This is a genomic window from Sulfurimonas sp. (genome assembly GCF_041583195.1).
GTDB lineage: Bacteria > Campylobacterota > Campylobacteria > Campylobacterales > Sulfurimonadaceae > Sulfurimonas.
On record NZ_JBFHGL010000020.1, the window covers coordinates 1 to 16,899 of the forward strand.

The 16,899-nt window shown below is 31.3% G+C and carries 20 protein-coding genes; 11 read left to right on the forward strand and 9 right to left on the reverse strand.

Features of this window, described 5'->3' with window-relative positions:
• The 9 genes from ABZA65_RS12065 to ABZA65_RS12105 form a co-directional block, all read right to left on the reverse strand.
• A partial coding sequence (locus ABZA65_RS12065; protein WP_373073995.1) for a DUF2213 domain-containing protein occupies positions 1-477 on the reverse strand: 477 nt, incomplete at its 3' end.
• A gap of 3 nt (positions 478-480) precedes the next feature.
• The gene (locus ABZA65_RS12070; RefSeq protein WP_373073997.1) at positions 481-1,266 is read right to left on the reverse strand and encodes a hypothetical protein; all 786 of its coding nucleotides are present in this window, start codon (positions 1,264-1,266) and stop codon (positions 481-483) included.
• A gap of 9 nt (positions 1,267-1,275) precedes the next feature.
• Positions 1,276-2,106, reverse strand: coding sequence for a phage minor head protein (locus ABZA65_RS12075; RefSeq protein WP_373073999.1), 831 nt, complete (start codon positions 2,104-2,106; stop codon positions 1,276-1,278).
• Positions 2,107-3,306: an anti-CBASS protein Acb1 family protein gene (locus ABZA65_RS12080; protein ID WP_373074001.1), complete on the reverse strand. Its 1,200-nt coding sequence runs from the start codon at positions 3,304-3,306 to the stop codon at positions 2,107-2,109.
• A gap of 43 nt (positions 3,307-3,349) precedes the next feature.
• Positions 3,350-4,585 (reverse strand): PBSX family phage terminase large subunit, encoded by a 1,236-nt coding sequence (locus tag ABZA65_RS12085; RefSeq protein ID WP_373074003.1) that lies wholly within the window; start codon positions 4,583-4,585, stop codon positions 3,350-3,352.
• Entirely contained in the window at positions 4,569-4,769 is a 201-nt protein-coding gene (locus tag ABZA65_RS12090; RefSeq protein ID WP_373074005.1) for a hypothetical protein, read from the reverse strand. Before ABZA65_RS12090 ends, ABZA65_RS12085 begins: the two co-directional genes overlap by 17 nt.
• 3 nt (positions 4,770-4,772) lie before the next feature.
• Positions 4,773-5,258 (reverse strand): terminase small subunit, encoded by a 486-nt coding sequence (locus ABZA65_RS12095; RefSeq protein WP_373074007.1) that lies wholly within the window; start codon positions 5,256-5,258, stop codon positions 4,773-4,775.
• A gap of 32 nt (positions 5,259-5,290) precedes the next feature.
• Entirely contained in the window at positions 5,291-5,605 is a 315-nt protein-coding gene (locus tag ABZA65_RS12100; protein ID WP_373074009.1) for a hypothetical protein, read from the reverse strand.
• Entirely contained in the window at positions 5,577-5,837 is a 261-nt protein-coding gene (locus ABZA65_RS12105) for a hypothetical protein (protein ID WP_373074011.1), read from the reverse strand. Before ABZA65_RS12105 ends, ABZA65_RS12100 begins: the two co-directional genes overlap by 29 nt.
• A gap of 405 nt (positions 5,838-6,242) precedes the next feature.
• On the opposite strand from ABZA65_RS12105, the gene ABZA65_RS12110 reads away from it, so the two are divergent.
• The 11 genes from ABZA65_RS12110 to ABZA65_RS12160 form a co-directional block, all read left to right on the forward strand.
• Positions 6,243-8,699, forward strand: coding sequence for a DUF5906 domain-containing protein (locus ABZA65_RS12110; protein WP_373074013.1), 2,457 nt, complete (start codon positions 6,243-6,245; stop codon positions 8,697-8,699).
• Between the two features lie 168 nt (positions 8,700-8,867).
• The gene (locus tag ABZA65_RS12115) at positions 8,868-9,032 is read left to right on the forward strand and encodes an FmdB family zinc ribbon protein (RefSeq protein ID WP_373074015.1); all 165 of its coding nucleotides are present in this window, start codon (positions 8,868-8,870) and stop codon (positions 9,030-9,032) included.
• 27 nt (positions 9,033-9,059) lie between these two features.
• A complete protein-coding gene (locus ABZA65_RS12120; protein WP_373074017.1) occupies positions 9,060-10,301 on the forward strand; it encodes an AAA family ATPase in 1,242 nt (413 codons plus the stop codon).
• 59 nt (positions 10,302-10,360) lie between these two features.
• Entirely contained in the window at positions 10,361-10,786 is a 426-nt protein-coding gene (locus tag ABZA65_RS12125; protein WP_373074019.1) for a hypothetical protein, read from the forward strand.
• Between the two features lies 1 nt (position 10,787).
• A complete protein-coding gene (locus ABZA65_RS12130) occupies positions 10,788-11,996 on the forward strand; it encodes a DUF2800 domain-containing protein (protein WP_373074021.1) in 1,209 nt (402 codons plus the stop codon).
• A 69-nt stretch (positions 11,997-12,065) separates the two neighbouring features.
• Complete coding sequence (locus ABZA65_RS12135) at positions 12,066-12,608, forward strand: DUF2815 family protein (protein ID WP_373074023.1); 543 nt, start codon at positions 12,066-12,068, stop codon at positions 12,606-12,608.
• A 64-nt stretch (positions 12,609-12,672) separates the two neighbouring features.
• Positions 12,673-14,496: a hypothetical protein gene (locus ABZA65_RS12140; RefSeq protein WP_373074025.1), complete on the forward strand. Its 1,824-nt coding sequence runs from the start codon at positions 12,673-12,675 to the stop codon at positions 14,494-14,496.
• Positions 14,486-15,811 (forward strand): SNF2-related protein, encoded by a 1,326-nt coding sequence (locus ABZA65_RS12145; protein WP_373074027.1) that lies wholly within the window; start codon positions 14,486-14,488, stop codon positions 15,809-15,811. Before ABZA65_RS12140 ends, ABZA65_RS12145 begins: the two co-directional genes overlap by 11 nt.
• A complete protein-coding gene (locus ABZA65_RS12150) occupies positions 15,811-16,167 on the forward strand; it encodes a hypothetical protein (protein ID WP_373074029.1) in 357 nt (118 codons plus the stop codon). Before ABZA65_RS12145 ends, ABZA65_RS12150 begins: the two co-directional genes overlap by 1 nt.
• A complete protein-coding gene (locus ABZA65_RS12155; RefSeq protein WP_373074031.1) occupies positions 16,164-16,466 on the forward strand; it encodes a hypothetical protein in 303 nt (100 codons plus the stop codon). The genes ABZA65_RS12150 and ABZA65_RS12155 overlap by 4 nt, the downstream gene beginning before the upstream one ends.
• Positions 16,467-16,510: 44 nt before the next feature.
• Positions 16,511-16,899, forward strand: a 389-nt coding sequence (locus tag ABZA65_RS12160) for a hypothetical protein (protein ID WP_373074033.1), incomplete at its 3' end; no start/stop codon positions are given.

The window sequence follows — 16,899 nt, forward strand, 5'->3', positions numbered from 1 at the left end:
ACATCTTCCATTTTCCACGATAGCCAAGTGATGGGGTATAATGTTTACTTGTTCAAAATCATATAAGTCGTTATCAACAGTCTCTGCGAAATAACCTAAGCTTAACTGATTTTTACTATCGAGTAATTGTATCACATTATCCTGCAATTTAACATTATTCTTAATTGCAATACTTGAAGCTAGTTTTTTATCTTCATATTGAACAAGTTCCGAACCGTCAACATAACCTTTAATCTGATCTTGAGGAATATCTTCTAATTCAACATGACCGTTTGTAATAGGTATTCCTACAATTGAATCTTTAATGGCTCGAATTGTTTCAGGACTACGATAAATCTTAAATATTTTATCGTATGGTTGAAGTCCAATTTCAATACCTGCATATTCTTGAACACCATCACGAACAGAGATAAGTGTCTTACCATTATCATCGAGTGTGATCTTTATGTTATCTGAGAATACTAATTTTCTTTTCATATTTTAACTCCTTATAAATTTATCAAGGTAGTCGTTGTGAATACAAATAACAGTATATTCAAAATAAGCTAAACCACCTGTCTGAGCTATTGCTATAGGTCTAAAATCAGTTTTCTCTAAACCTCTTTCAAACATATCATAACTAACAGATTGTTGTTGGAATGTTTCTAATGCTTTTACAAATCTAAAAACCCTACCTTCCTGTCTGATAAAAAATGCACCTTTTAAATCACTACCTTTGTCAGCAGTGATTGAGGCTTTAGTTACAAAAGCGCTATAATTTCGAGGTACACTAAAAATACCGGTTAGAGATTGATTGGCAGCTACACCACTTGTAAGAATCATATCACAATAAACTTCTGTATCATCAATAGGAATTCCTGTAACATTTGATGTAACTACAACTCTTGTTCCTACTTGATCAACTCCATTATTGTTATACATTCTAAAGATACAATAAATATCCGATCCTAAATCTACAGGAGTTGTACCTGTTAGATTAACATTCATCAATTGCTTATCTCTGTTTTGATCAATGTATTCTATAACAACCTCAAAAGTATCATTTGAATTATCACTTGCTAAATATAGATTTGCAGGAGTTGTTAAAAAAGGATCTAAGTTGTTAAAACTCGCTACTAATTGTAATACATTATTTTGTAAAATAGTTCTTGCAAATTTATCAACCTTAAACATTACTGATGGATCGACATAACCTGTGTCGATCACTCTTTCTAACTCACTAAAATTATTAGTAAATTGTCTTATATTTTTACTATCCAAATTCATATTTTACTCCTAATCAAATTCTACAACATAAGTTGCAAAACATCTACAGTTGATCTCTTCGCCTGGTTTTAACCATTTTTGATCACACGAGCTATAAAGACCTTTTTCTATATCAAACTCTTCACCATCACGTTTTCTATGACAAGGTCTTGTTCTCTCGTCACCAACTGTATTCCAAACAGCTTTTTGTATACCTAGATTTGTAGCTCTCTTATCACTTAATTGACTGTTAAAAGTCTTAAGTTCATTTCGAGATACCAATTCAGATTTGTTTAAATTCTTTTGTTTTGTGTTGGTAACTTCTTCATATAGTGTATCTAAATTTTTACCTGCTGACATTAATCTAAGTGTATTCTGACTTAGATTTTCCATCATCTCTTTTTTAACTTTAACCACTTGACCAATTGTTTCAAGACTTTTAGCATTAACAAAAGAGTTTAATCCATCAGTACCTATAATTGATTTTACATCAACCCCAACCTTACTATTAACCGAATGATAAAAAGCTTTGTCATTCAGCTTATTTGTCTTCTTATAAAGCTTTTTAATATAATTGTTAATTCTCTTTTGACTGAATTGTTCATTGATCGACTTTTCAAACTCACGAACTAACTTATTAAAGATATTAGCATAGTTACCTGTTTGAGCATCTTGAAACTTATCAACAGTAGATTTGTTCATAGCAGCTAAAACTTTTGTCTCAAACCTTTTACTCATAGACTTAACCATGAATTTCATAAAGTTATCAAGTTCCTTTTCTAAAGTCAAAGGAGTTCTTAAAGGTTTTACTTTTGCAGATTTCTTTTTAGTCTCAATTGTTTTTACGTCGAAGCTTGCCATCTAAAAATCCTTAACATCATCAAATGGTGGAAATTCAGACTCAAACTCATCTTTAGATTTTACCTCAACACCTCTTTCTTTTAGATAGCTTTCAGCATCATAACCCATATCAGATAACTTAACAGCATTGTCGATCGCTTTAGTCTCATAATCAACTTTTTCTAATGGTGTTACATTTTGATTATCCTTAAACTTAATAGGACTCATACCTAACTTACCAAATAGTTGATTCATTTTAGATACTAGATAATCTTGTTGTAATAGCTCAATCATTTCATTGAATGAAGTTTTCTCTTGAGTACCTGCTGAATTAAGACCTTTAACATTCTCACCAATTAACATAGGTAAAGGAATACCTGATACCATTGCAACTCTTCTAAGTGATATATCATCAGCATCTTTAAGGTTAGTAAGTGATTGAGTTACATTCATAACTTCATCTTCAGCATCAATAAGACCTGCACCATATATCGATCGACGATCTTCAACCATACCAAAATATTTAACAATTGAATCTTCTTGTTTTCTTTCCAGTAAGTTTTTGAAACCTTTGATCTTATAGAATAGTGATGAATTCTTTTCAAGTATTGAAGCTGAGGCTCTTTCAACTACACCATCATTGATAAGTTGATTATAGATAAGCTCATACTCACTTATACCTGCATAATTATAACTTGGTGCATCATCTTGAGTTGTTCTAACATAAGTAAGATCTACAACTCTTGAATAATGAAAATTGTAACCTCTAACATTATAATATGTTGGTTGTAAATATCTTTTACTTAGAAGATCCATTTCATATTGAGTAACTGAAACCATATCACCTGAGAACACATCGAACTTAACATTTTGTTTATCTACTTCCTCAAGGGGTTGAGATAAATCTGTACCGTCATTAATAACAACTATACCACGACCAAAAGTTAAACACCATGTGAATGCTTCTTTCATATCTGCTTCAAGTTTAGCTAAGTAGAATGTTTTATCTTCATCACTTGTAAAAGTTATAGCGTTAGATTTTAAAGCATAACCAGCTTTAATCCTAACAATCTTATTACCTATACCAGTTTTATAGATTTCATTCAATTCATTAAAAGGAACTCTAACACTTGTAATAGTATTAGATCCTGTTGCACTTCTCTTGTTAGCTAAACTATTGAATAGAGAAGTTATACCGTCTTTGAATTGTTGTACGTTCATATCAAGAGCCTCAATTTCTTATTTTTTCAATTGTACCATAACATCATACAATTTTACTATAATCGACAATCTCACCTTTTATCATAAGACTTAAGGCATATCTAATAGCATCAATATGGTGATTAAACTTATCAATAATCTTATTCGTGATTTGACCTGATTTACTATCAACTTTATATTTATATGATTTGAATTCCCATATTGTATTCTTGCATCGACTGTGAATAATAACTTTGTCAAAAGCTCTAATATATGAAATACCATCTTCAATACTACCAGGCCATTTTGATACACTTGAAACATTAAAACCCTTACCGTTCATATAACTGACAGTTTCAGGTCTAGCACTATCTGCAAATATTTCATATCTTGTTATACCTGGAACATCTTCCCATAAATCAGGTAGTTGATCTAAATCACTTGATGTGTTACGTTCATCTTCATCGTAAGGTCTGTCATTAGCTTCATATTCGATATATAAACAATTAGGTCCATACTTCTCATGAGCTGCTACATGAACTCGATTAACAGTGTTAGGATCTTGAGAAAATCCCCAGTCAGCTCCAAAATGATAATGTTCAATACGAGGATTTGATTCAAAGTCTTCAATAATCCATTTACTATGAAAGATTTGTTCTGCTGTATTTTTCTTAAGTTCACCTTCCCAAATATGTAAGTATAAATCAGGATCTGTTCGAGCCATGTGATCTTTTTGTTTTTGTAGTACCAATGGAAAGTGTTTATTGTCTTGCCAATTAACTTTAACAATTAAAGCATTATCAGGAATATTTTCACCACCTACAAATTTATTATAGATAGCATCATCTTCGTATCTCGGATTAAAAGTTATCCAGATTTCAGAACCAGGTTTTCTAATTGTTGGATCTAATATTTCCCACGATCTGGCACTAATACTTTCAGCCTCTTCAATCCAACATATATCAACACCTTCAAATGATTTGATTTTAGAGAGATTAGTATATAAACCTTTGAATAGAAACTCAGAGCCATTAGAATGACGTATAACATCATTCTGTACTGTGAAGCCTGTAAGACCTAATAGATCAATTTGATCGCTTAATAACTTATGTACTGAGTCTTTAATCGAGTCTTGTATCTCTCTCGTACATAATATTCTAAGAGGTTTGTTCATTGACATCAATAACAAGATCCGAGCTACGGTCCAAGACTTAGAAGATCCACGACCTCCATAAGCTACTTTGTACCGCATTTCTTTAGTAGCAAAACCTTTAAGTTTTTTATTAAGACCTATATTCATTCTCAATCTTTAGTTCAAGAATTTTATTCTCAATACGTTTAACTCTACTTTGATTTCTGAATGTAGCTATAATCCAGATGATTGACCAAAAACCACCAGTTAACAAAGTTAATATAAAATGTAATATGTGTTTAGTATTAATCTTACTTTTTTCTAACTCGAGCTTTACAATTTCATTATTCATGATTTACTCCCAACTAATATTTATATTTTGATTAACAGGTTGTTTCTGCTGATTGTCTTTTTCAAATGCTCCAGTATGTTTACCTAATAATTCCAAGGCTTTCATCTTATCATGTACTTTCATAATAGGAACATCTTCATATTGATCTTTACCTGTTTTAATTCTTTTTGTTTGATAACTTGAAATAGCAGCTTTAGAATTTTCATCTAATTCACTCAAAGGTTTTAATCCCATATCATCATAGAAGTCTTCAACATTTAACATAGCAACTTTAGCTATTTCTGCTACAACCATATCAGCTGTTATCTTAGTACGAGTTGATCTTAATTTGATTAAATGTTGAACATATTCCTGTACGTTAATGTTTGATAATAATTGAACACCTTGTACATTTGCACCTTTTTCACTATAACCTGCAGCTCGAACTGCACGAGAAGCATTAAAATCTATAATGTATTCTTCAGCAAAAGCTCGTTGTCTATCAGTCAAACCTAAGAGTTCTATATCTAATTCACTTAACATCACTTACCTCTTTCATTAGCTTCATACCAAGCTCTTTTTCTACACTTATCAGAACAGTAAACCTTACTGGACTTCTTAGTTACAAATTCTTTTTTGCAATGATCACAATCGAATTTATATAAACCAATTATACCTGAATTAAATTCGATCTTACGTCTTCTTGAATCATAATAATGTTTCTGACAAACTTTACAACAAGATCTGTAACCTGTCGAGCTGTGTGCAGACTTACCGTACTCACAAGTAGGTAGCCAATACGCACACTTAGAACATTTTAGCTTACCATTAACTATTTGTTTCTTTAACTGTGGCATTTGCTCGTCTAACCCTTTTAGCTTTTTCTTTTGCAATATAATCAAGCTTTTTCTTAACTTGCTCTTGTGCCCATGGTTCAACTTCATAACCTAACACACCTAATGTTATCATCATTGTATTGTTACTACATTCAAACTCTTTAGCAAGTTCCTTGTAATGTTTACCCGACTCATAACTCTTAGCTATTTCATCAGCCTTATCTTTATAAAGATCAATAACCCTTGTTGCCATTGTTCTACTCCTGTGTCTTTTTGTTTCACCTATTGTATTCAATCTTTCATTACAACAACATTAATCTATTATAGTATCGCATACGCACAGGAAGGTAGCACTCAATTTATAAATTTCCCACCACCCACTTTAAAACTAACGCGTTTTTTCTGTTTCTTTTAAAAACTAGACCGGGTTGTCCCCATACCCTCCTTTTCGTGTAAATATAAGAGAAAAGATACTTTTAAGCTAAAAAACTTATATTATTATATCTTATACGCATGTGGGCGGTTGGGCATGCACTATTAATTAGCGTAGAAGAGGGTAGAGGGACAACCCACTCTTGATTTTTGATGATTTAATCTTAATGCACTTTTAATGACTAGAATGATAAGATTTCACTAATAAATATAAAAAGAGGTTTAAATGGAAGAGAAAATTTATAATCAATATAAACATGGTTTAGGTTTTCAATTGATTGAATTAGGTGAGGATAAAAAACCTTTACATCGTCGATTGGACAAAGATAAGAAATGTAAAAAGACTTCTTGTAAATATGATGAAGATAAATTCTATGCTGTTGTACCTTCAAAAAAATATATGATAATCGATGTAGATATTAAGAATGGTAAAAAAGGTTTAGAATCACTTGCTAAACTGGAAGACGACTTAATGGTTGAACTTATACCTACAGTTAGAACTGGATCTGGTGGTTTACATATTTATACAACAGTCGACGCACCAATAAGAATACAACAAAAAGAATATCCTGATATAGATTTTATATGTCATAAAGCTAATGATAGATTATGTACACCTTATGCTGTTGCAGGTGGTCAAACTATTCAGCTTGAAGGAAATGATTATGTTTATGAGATGCTACATGATAAGATATTTATAAATGATGATATTGAAGATTGGAGCGATTATCTTGAAGTTGATGTTATAAAGGTCGAAGCTGATGAAGACCTTATGTCAGTTGATGATTTGTATGAAAAGAAAACACCTGAAGAAATTAAACTATTATTAAAATGGTTAGATGCTTCAGAATATGCTGAATGGATGGCAAACGCTTCGGCTATAAAAAGAGAACTTGGTAACACTAAAGAAGCTTTTGAAATATTTCATGAGTGGTCAAAGACTGCTGATAATTATGATGATCGAGATGCTTGTCTTAAAAAATGGAAAGAGGTAGGTGAATATCAAGGTGCACCTCGAACAATGGCAACTCTTTATATTAACGCTATAACGAACAAAACGAACCAATTAATATCAACCATTAGGCAATGTGAAGATAGTGTTGATATGGAGCAGCTATTAACGAATAAACAATGGATAGATTATCCTAAGTTTACAAACAAACTTATTAACAATGAGATCTGTAAAACATTTCAATCTAGATCAAACGAATTAGATCTTCACTTAAATTATTCTGATATACAAAAAATGACAAAACCATTATATGGTCGAGAATTAATTGAGGTTGAAGTTATTGATGGTGATGAATTTGAAACTGATATATTTAATGATTTTGTTAGAGTAGCTTCATTCACTAGACAAAACTATTTTCAAGTTTCAAATAATGCGAGACATGATTTAGAAGGTGTATCTATGATGCTTCATGCCGATCTGGTAAAAGTCTCACAAAAATTAGGTCTTAAAAAAACTTTAACCGTTCAACAAGCTTTTCAAAAGAAACTTATACCTTACGCCGTCGATCATGAATATAATCCTACAACTAATGAAAGAATATTTGTTGACGATCAAGGTCGAACTATGTTAAATTTATTTGATTCAAATACAGTTCCGAAGGCTACAGACTTTACTGCTCAGGGTAAAAGACTTATTGACAAATTCATACAACATTTAAAATATCTTACAAGTGAAAAAGAAGCTGAGACTTTGATTGACTTCATGGCTTACATAACACAAAATCCTGGTACAAAAATATTATGGGTTCCTCTGATACAATCAGTTGAAGGTATTGGTAAATCTGTTATAGGTAATTTACTTATCAATCATATATTTGGTAAACCTAATGCCGGTGTAGTTGATTCAATTATAATTGCTGATTCAAATAACAGTTGGGCTTCAAGTAAAATGTTAAGAGTATTAGAGGAGATTAAGTTGTTAGGTCATAATCGTTATGAGGTACTTAATAATCTTAAACCTTTGATAACAAATCAAACTATAACAAGAAAAGAAAAATTTGAAGTTAGTTCTGAAGTTCGTAACACTTGTAACTTCATAGCCTTTACCAATTATAAAGATGCTTTACCTGTTGATGAGAATGATCGAAGATGGTGGTTAGTATTCTCACCTTTAACATCACTAGAAGATCTTGAGGAAATAGCTGGTCAGAAAAGACAAGACTACTTCAAACCTTTACATGAGTTATCTCGAGCAGAAAGTCCTTATGGTACCGAGTTCAAAAGATATTTACTCGATCGAGATTTATCAAACTTCAATCCGAACTTTCCACCTGAGTCAATACATAAAGAAGAATTAGCTGAGATTGAAAAAGGTAAGTTACAAGGTGCTGATGAAGTTCAAGATCTAATAACTGTAACATATAAAGATGATTTACCTAAAGTAATTAATATTAAATTATTACGAGAAGCTTCTGAAGTAGCTACAAATGATGATGGTCGAAGAATAACACCAAGAGGTATTAATGCTAAAGAGTTAAGATCTATCTTACAAAAAATGGGTTATAAATCAGTAACCAAAAGAGATTATCCTGGGGCTGATTGGAAAGGTATAAGTCCATTCTATTACCATAAACATAGTTCAACAATAAAAGAAGCTATAACTATTTGGGAACAGGGTTATGATATGGACTTCTTAGCACATGAATTTGAGGATTTAGATGATGAGTTATAACGAGATTGAAATTACTAACATTAATGATTTTGGTTTACTATTAGATAATAAATTAAAGGATATGAATAAAATACCAGATAAACACAAAGATCTTATCAAAGAGCTAATGACTCGGTCTTTTGTCATAGGTGCTCAAGTAGCTAACAATAAAAGTGCTAAGGTTAAATTATGAAATACAATTATGTATGCGACAAATGTAAAAAAGATATTGAGGTTAATAAACCAATGAGTGAATCATCAAGAGATGAGTTCTGTAAAGTGTGTGAGACTAAAATGAGACGAATCTATTCCGCTCCAGTTATTAGAACGGCTGACGGATTAAGAAAAGGTTAATCAAATAAAAACTAAAAGGATAAAACGATGCAATTAAGTAAAGAACAAGAACAAGCTTTAAATCTAGCTATGAATGATGATATTAAAAGTTTATTTATAACAGGTCAAGGTGGTACAGGTAAGAGTGAAATTATAAAAGAATTATGTGGTAGATTAAATCCTACAAATTATGTTCTATTAGCTCCAACACAATCGGCAGCTCTTAAGATCGGTGGTAAAACTATTCACAGCTTTTTTAAGATCAGACCTACAATCAATATTAATGTCGATAAAGAAGAAGATGTTATAAGTTTTTGTCTTGATGAGATTGATCTGGATGGGGTTGATAATAAAATAGTTATTATAGATGAAGCTTCTATGTTAGGTGAAAGTATGTTAAAAGGTATCTTAACAAGAATAACTCCTAGACGATTAGTTTTATTTGGTGATCCGATTCAATTAAATCCGATTAAAGATAATCCTGTTGATTGGTCCAAGTTTTGTGATAAGACAATAACACTTACAAAAAACTTTAGAGTTCAAGATGAAAGGTTAGATCAAATCATTACTCACTTTAGAGATACAGGAAAATTACTATCTCATGTTGATAAGGTTGGTGACATTACAGATTTAAAGTTTGAACCTAATGCCATATATATGGCTCACACAAACGAAACTCTTAGTGATATGCAAAAGCAGCTTCTAGGTTATAGTCATGGTAAACTTGGTGATACAATGCTTACATTTGGTGGTTGTGATGATTCAATTAAAAGACGAGCTGCTATAGGTAATAAAACTGTTTTAACTAATTACTTTAATAATAATGATTTAGTAGTTATAACATCAGTACCAAGAATGATAGATGATAAACTCTGGTCATGTGATGTTGAAAGACTTGATGGTGAAACAATATATGTTAATGAATATAATAAAGTTCCTACAATCATTGTTGGTGATTATGGTGTTTATAAAAAAACTTTACAGAAAAGATTTAAAGCTGCTCAAAACTTACAAAAGAAAATGCAGAAGAAATACAATACTGATAACAACTCATTGATGAAAAGGAAAATGACTGAAAGTGAAAAGAATGATCTGAGACTTAGTTGGATCAATTACTTTAATCTTAAAAACTCACCTTATGCTAGACATCAGCAATTTAGAACCACGTACAAAGCTCAGGGTCAGTCTTTTGATAAGGTTGTTATTGATTGGTATGACTTACCAAGTAAAGATCATAAATACGTTGCTATAAGTAGATCTATGAATAATCTAACTTTAATTATAGACTAATGTATTCTTAATGTATATTTCTATACAATGATACTATCTTAAAAAACAAGGAGAACAAAATGAATATCACAATTCAAATTACAAGCAAAGAGGAAGCTCAAGAAGCAGTTAACATGTTACAAGGTTATCTTGGTAACAGTTCAATAAGTACAGTTGCAGCTAAAGTTGTTGAAACAAAAGAAGATGTTAAAGCTGAAGAACCTAAAAAGGTTACAAAGCCTAAAACAACTACAAAACCAAAAGTAGAAAAAGAAGTTCCAGCTGAAGAACCCGAAGTTGAAGATGAAACAGCAGGTGAAGTTGAAGAAAAAGAAGCTTCTGATATTGATCTTAAAGCTTTAACAGGTATTGCTAAAAAAGCAGTTGAAAGAACTGATAGAATGGCAGCTAAAAAAGTTATTAGTAAATATGGTACAAAACTATCTGAAGTTGATGAAGCTGATTATTCAGCACTAGCTGCAGACTTAGAAGCTTTAGGAGAATAAGATGAGTACAGCTCACGCTAAGCTGAGTCCATCTCAATCGAGTCGTTGGCTTAAATGCCCAGGCTCGATAGGATTAACAGCTGATATAGAAAACAAGTCCAATTCAGCAGCCAGAAGAGGTACAACAATACATCAAGCTGGTGAAGATATTTTAAATGGTAAATCAGTTTCACCTAATAATGGTGTACAAATTTCAGTAGGTAATATTGAATTTTTAGATCAATCGATGTATGATGAAGCTAAAGAATATGCTAATTATGTACAAGCTATCTGTAAAAAAGATGACGAGCATGAACTTATAGTTGAAATGGTAGTTGATCTAAATTCAATTTATCCAGAAGATTATGATATTGAAGATGAGAACAAATCAGGTTATGCTGATGCTGTTATTGTTGAAAATGGTAATTTACATATTGTAGATCTTAAAACTGGTGCAGGTTTAGTATCTGCTGAAGAGAATTCACAACTTAAGATTTATGCTTATGGTGCTTATGAAGAGTTATCTGTATTTCATGATATTGATAATATCATTTTACATATTGTACAAGACAATGAAAGAACTGGCGGTAACAGAACTAATAGTTGGGAAGTTACACCTGATGAGATTATTGATTGGATCGAAAAAGAAGTTAAACCTTTAGCAGCAGAAGCTCTTGGTGATAATGCTAGATGTATACCTGGTGAGACACAATGTAAATGGTGTCCAGCTGCAAGTTTCTGTGAAGCTGCAAACAAACATGCTGAAGAACTTATGGATGATTTATTTGAAGATATTGAAGAAGATGATGTAAAAGCTTCAGCTCAAATCTTACCTATTGATAAGGTAACTTCTTTTTTAAGTAACTTTAAATTTATTGAAAATTTAGCTAAAAGTTATGAAGGTCGTATCTATGATGAATTAGCTGAAGGTAATGATGTTGATGGTTATAAGTTAGTTAAGAAACAAACTAGAAAAAAATGGTCTGATGAAATAGCTGCTTATGAGAAATTAAAAGACTGGTGTAAGATCGATGATGTTGCTCCAAGAAAATTAGTAACACCAAACCAAGCTGAAAAGATACTGGGTAAAGTGAGTACTCAAAAAGCTAATAAGTTTAATGAGTTATGGATTAAACCTGAAGGTGAGCTTATTGTAGCTCCAACAAGTGATAAGCGTCCAGCAGAAAAAGCTGTTGCTGACAATTTTGAAGATTTAGACGACGAACTATAAGTTCTCGTCTTTTGTCCCTGATACAGTTCATACTAAAAACATATAAAGATATAATGATAAGGATCTAAAATGTATAAAAAAATAATGATAAAAAATGCAAGATTAAGTTTTCCAAGTTTATTTCAAAAGAGTGAATTTGAAGCAGGTAAACAAGGTAAGTATGAGGCAACTCTATTGTTTCCAAAAAGTGATAAGAAAACTTATAAACTTATTTCAGATGCAATTGAAGAGTGTAAAACTGAAGCTAAGTTAAAAAGAGTTAAAGATGATATGCTTTGTATTAAAGATGGTGATGAAATCTTTGAAGATAAAGAATATGATGGATATGAAGGTATGTGGGCAGTTAAAGCTGCTAACAGTAAAAGACCGACTGTAATCGATAGAGATAAAACTCCTTTAACAGAAGAAGATGATCGAGTGTATGCTGGTTGTTTTGTTAATGCTATTATTTCTCCTTGGGCACAAGACAACACATACGGTAAAAGAATTAATGCAAATCTTTTAGGTATTCAATTTGTTAAAGACGGTGAGCCATTTGGTGATGCTGTTGTAGCTTCTGATGATGACTTCGATGATATTGAAGATGACACTGAAGAAGATGAAGATCTTTAATTGATTAGATAAGTAGCTTCACGGCTACTTATCGTATGAGTTAAAATGATAGAAGGATATAAATATGTTTATAAAAAGAAAACCATTAGTTGTATGTGATATTGAGGTAGCTCCTAACGCTTACCTTGTTGGATTTAAAAGTATTGAAAAAGGTAAGGTTATTCAAATTGAAGCTTATGGTGAAAATGTAGGTCTTGATAAAGAGTCCCGTAAGAAGCTTAGATCGATACTTTCAAAATATACAATCATCACCTTTAATGGTGAAAGATATGACGTACCCGTTATGTTAAAAAGCTTACAAGGTATTACATGTAAGCAGATATTTAAAATGAGTGAGGAGATGATTAAAGAGGGTTATCCAGCTTGGCAAAGTATTCGTAATTTTGCTATTGAAGGAATACCTGGTATGACTCATATTGATCTTTCACAACCTGCACCAGGTGTTATGGTTAGTTTAAAATTATATGGTGCACGACTTCATTCTAAGAAACTTCAAGATCTACCTTATGAGTATGATATGCCGTTAAATAAACAGCAATATGAAGTATGGAAAAAATACAATATAAACGACTTAGATACAACTATAGATCTTTATAATGAAATTGCTAAAGCTATTGAGCTAAGATACAATATGAGTGATAATTATAAATTAGATCTTATGTCAAAAGGTGATGCTCAAATTGCAGAAGCTGTTGTTATATATGAACTGGGTAAGAAGAATATAAGAGTTAAAAAAGTATCACTACCTTCAAGCTATAAAGTTATATATAAAGCTCCTGATTTTGTTAAATTTATGTCAGATCAACTTAATGAGATACTTGAAAGAATACAAGAAGAACCATTTGAGCTTGATGGTAAAGGTTCACCTAAAATTCCAGATTGGCTTAAAAAAGAAACTATTCAGTTAGGTGAGACAACTTACAACATCGGTCTTGGTGGTTTACACTCACAAGAAAAAAAGCTGGTTGTACTTTCAGATGACACACATGTTATGAGAAACGCCGATGTTGCTAGTTATTATCCGTCAATGATTATCGAATACGACTATACACCTAAACATTTAGGTAAACACTTCTTAGAAGTATATAAAGGCTTCTATTGGTCTAGAAATCATCCTGTAACTGGTTCAAAGGTTCGAGGTGATAAAGTGTCAAGTGATTCGACTAAACTTACTTTAAATGGTGTCTTCGGTAAATTAGGATCTAAATGGTCAAAACTGTATTCACCAGATCTTATGTTACAGGTTACAATTACCGGGCAGCTAATGCTTCTTATGTTAATAGAGGAATTAGAGTCGAAAGGTTTTAAAGTAGTTTCATCAAATACCGATGGTATAGAATACTTCTGTGATAAAGACCGACAAGATGAAGCTGAGGCTATTATATATGATTGGGAGCTTGTAACAGGTATGGTTATGGAACATGGTGTGTATGAAGGTTTATATGCTAGAGATGTTAATAATTATGTTGCTATTTATGATGGTTATGCCAAAGCTAAAGGTGCCTACACTGATTCAAACATAAGAAAAAATGTAGAATATCCTATTGTATATGATGCGATTAAAAAGTATCTTATTGATGGAACAAGCTTCACTGATACAATTGATACTTGTGACACTATAACAAAATTTATTGTATGTAAAAAAGTTACTGGTGGCGCCGAGTGGAGAAGTGAATATCTTGGTAAAGTTGTAAGGTGGTATTACTCTACAGACGGTGATCCAATTACCTATGTTAAGAATGGTAATAAGGTTGGAAAGTCTGATGGATCAAAACCGATTATGGATTTACCTTATAATAATGAAGTACCTAAAGATCTTGATAAAGATAAATATATTGAGCTATGTATTAAACACTTAAAAGATCTTGGAGTTGAATATGCTCAATAGATCAAATCTACATGAATATCAGAATCAAGCTGTTAAACATATTATTAAAAAAGAACATAGTGGTTTATTTCTGGATATGGGTTTAGGTAAAACAGTATCAACACTAACAGCTACAACAGAACTACTTGATGACTTTGCGACGACAAAAGTCCTAATTGTAGGTCCGTTGAGAGTTTGTCAAACAGTTTGGCACACAGAAGCTGAAAATTGGTCACACTTAAAACATTTAAAATTCTCAATAGTTACAGGTAATTTAAAAGAACGAATTGCAGCTCTAAATAGAAAAGCTGATATATATGTTATCAATCGTGAAAATATTCCTTGGATCGTAGATCATTATAAGTCCAAATGGCCTTTTGATATGTTAGTTATTGATGAGAGTTCATCATTTAAAAATCCAACAAGTAAGAGGTTTAGAGCTTTAAAGAAGATATTAAAGTATCTAAAATATTCAGTAATTCTTACAGGTACTCCTTCACCTAATGGTTATACTGATATTTGGTCTCAAATCTATGTGTTAGATCAAGGTGAGAGACTTGGTAAGAACATCAGTATGTATAGACGAACTTATTTTGATTCAGATTTTATGGGTTATAGTTATAAAATTAAAGAAGGTGCAGCTGAAACTATTCAAAATAAAATAAAAGATCTAGTGTTATCAATGTCAAGTGAAGATTATTTAGAATTACCTGAATATATCTCATCGGTATTAGATACACCCTTAACACCTAAATTACAAAAGTTATATAAAGATTTTGAGAATGATATGATAATCGAAATAACTGATGCAAATCTGACAGCTATGTCAGCAGCTACATTATCAAATAAGTTATTACAGTTTTCATCTGGTGCAGTATATGACGAAGACGGTAATGTACATCATATTCATGATTTGAAGTTTGACACTATGGATGAGATAATCGAAGATAATCCAAATGACAATATTCTTGTAGCTTATAATTATAAACATGAACTTGATCGACTTTTAAAAAAATACCCTCAAGCAGTAGCATTAGACAAAGAAGGAAAAGCTGTTAAAGATTGGAATGATGGAAAAATTAAAATGTTATTGGCTCATCCTGCTTCTGCTGGTCATGGTCTTAATTTACAATATGGTGGTTCACTTCTTGTATGGTTTGGCTTCAATTGGAGTCTAGAGTTATATCAACAATTCAACAAAAGACTTCATCGTCAAGGTCAAAAGAATATTGTAAGAAATTTACACATTGCCGTTGGTCAGGTTGAATATCGACTCATGAGATCTTTAGCTAAAAAGAATGTAACTCAAAAAGAATTATTGGAGAGTTTAAAATGATGAATGTAGATATTGACATTGTAAATATTGAACATAGAACAGAAAAAGCTATTCTATTTAATTGTGAAGGTAACAAACAATTTTGGTGTCCTAAAGCTATGATTATAGATTTACATAAAGATTATGTTACAGTTTATGGTAATTTTAAATTTAACTATATTTATACGGAAAACATCGAAGATGACTCTGACGATCTATTTGAAGAGATAATCGAAGATAAACCTAAAAAGAAAAATATTGCTAAAAGACTTATTGAAAAAGTAACTAATAAAAATTACGATAAAGATCTAGCTTGGTTGCTAGATCCAAATTGGAAACCTAAAGCTATTTATTATAACGGTATTAAAGTAAAATGAAAAGTGAGAAGGTTGTTCAAACTGAGATACTTAATTATTTGAAAAGTATTGGTGCCTATTCAATCAAAGTAGTAGTCGCCAATAGAAAAGGTGTCTCAGATATAACTTGTTGTGTAAGGGGTCGTTATGTTGCAATAGAAGTTAAAGCTGAAAATAAAGATTTTCGTGATGTTACCAAACTTCAACGACTCGAATTAAGTCGTTGTAATGATGCTGGCGGTTTAGGCTTTTATGCTAATAATCTAAACTATGTGGAAAAAATACTTAACTATTATATTCTTGATGACTTCTTAATGTAGAATTAGTGATAATGATCTTATCAAAACATTAAAAGGATAAAACGATGAAAAAGATTCAAGTTATAATCAAACTAAACGAAGAGACTCAAAGATTTGAAGCACTTACAATTGAAAATAAGGCTTTATATACAGCAGCTAAAAAAGCAGATTTAAAAACTACTATTAAAAGATCTAAAAAATATGACTTGGAAATAGTAGAAAAGTTTGCAAAACCTGAAGTTAAAAAAGTTCAACCTAAAAAATCAACAAAACCTGAAGTTAAAAAAGGACCTGAGTCAAAAGATCAAAAAGATATATATGGTGAATATCAACAGTATATTATTGATAATGCTAAAGGTGATATTAAATGTACAGGTGATCTGGTAGCTAGTTTCTGTAATAAATTTGATCTAAAACTTAGTAAGAAAAAAAGATCACTTACTTTTGAAAGAGT

What these genes read in the sequence shown, in the direction of transcription:
- ABZA65_RS12070 (WP_373073997.1), bottom strand. Translation starts at nt 1,266, where the DNA reads ATGAATTTGGATAGTAAAAATATAAGACAATTTACTAATAATTTTAGT.
- ABZA65_RS12075 (WP_373073999.1), bottom strand. Translation starts at nt 2,106, where the DNA reads ATGGCAAGCTTCGACGTAAAAACAATTGAGACTAAAAAGAAATCTGCA.
- ABZA65_RS12080 (WP_373074001.1), bottom strand. Translation starts at nt 3,306, where the DNA reads ATGAACGTACAACAATTCAAAGACGGTATAACTTCTCTATTCAATAGT.
- ABZA65_RS12085 (WP_373074003.1), bottom strand. Translation starts at nt 4,585, where the DNA reads ATGAATATAGGTCTTAATAAAAAACTTAAAGGTTTTGCTACTAAAGAA.
- ABZA65_RS12090 (WP_373074005.1), bottom strand. Translation starts at nt 4,769, where the DNA reads ATGAATAATGAAATTGTAAAGCTCGAGTTAGAAAAAAGTAAGATTAAT.
- ABZA65_RS12100 (WP_373074009.1), bottom strand. Translation starts at nt 5,605, where the DNA reads ATGCCACAGTTAAAGAAACAAATAGTTAATGGTAAGCTAAAATGTTCT.
- ABZA65_RS12105 (WP_373074011.1), bottom strand. Translation starts at nt 5,837, where the DNA reads ATGGCAACAAGGGTTATTGATCTTTATAAAGATAAGGCTGATGAAATA.
- ABZA65_RS12110 (WP_373074013.1), top strand. Translation starts at nt 6,243, where the DNA reads ATGGAAGAGAAAATTTATAATCAATATAAACATGGTTTAGGTTTTCAA.
- ABZA65_RS12115 (WP_373074015.1), top strand. Translation starts at nt 8,868, where the DNA reads ATGAAATACAATTATGTATGCGACAAATGTAAAAAAGATATTGAGGTT.
- ABZA65_RS12120 (WP_373074017.1), top strand. Translation starts at nt 9,060, where the DNA reads ATGCAATTAAGTAAAGAACAAGAACAAGCTTTAAATCTAGCTATGAAT.
- ABZA65_RS12125 (WP_373074019.1), top strand. Translation starts at nt 10,361, where the DNA reads ATGAATATCACAATTCAAATTACAAGCAAAGAGGAAGCTCAAGAAGCA.
- ABZA65_RS12130 (WP_373074021.1), top strand. Translation starts at nt 10,788, where the DNA reads ATGAGTACAGCTCACGCTAAGCTGAGTCCATCTCAATCGAGTCGTTGG.
- ABZA65_RS12135 (WP_373074023.1), top strand. Translation starts at nt 12,066, where the DNA reads ATGTATAAAAAAATAATGATAAAAAATGCAAGATTAAGTTTTCCAAGT.
- ABZA65_RS12140 (WP_373074025.1), top strand. Translation starts at nt 12,673, where the DNA reads ATGTTTATAAAAAGAAAACCATTAGTTGTATGTGATATTGAGGTAGCT.
- ABZA65_RS12145 (WP_373074027.1), top strand. Translation starts at nt 14,486, where the DNA reads ATGCTCAATAGATCAAATCTACATGAATATCAGAATCAAGCTGTTAAA.
- ABZA65_RS12150 (WP_373074029.1), top strand. Translation starts at nt 15,811, where the DNA reads ATGAATGTAGATATTGACATTGTAAATATTGAACATAGAACAGAAAAA.
- ABZA65_RS12155 (WP_373074031.1), top strand. Translation starts at nt 16,164, where the DNA reads ATGAAAAGTGAGAAGGTTGTTCAAACTGAGATACTTAATTATTTGAAA.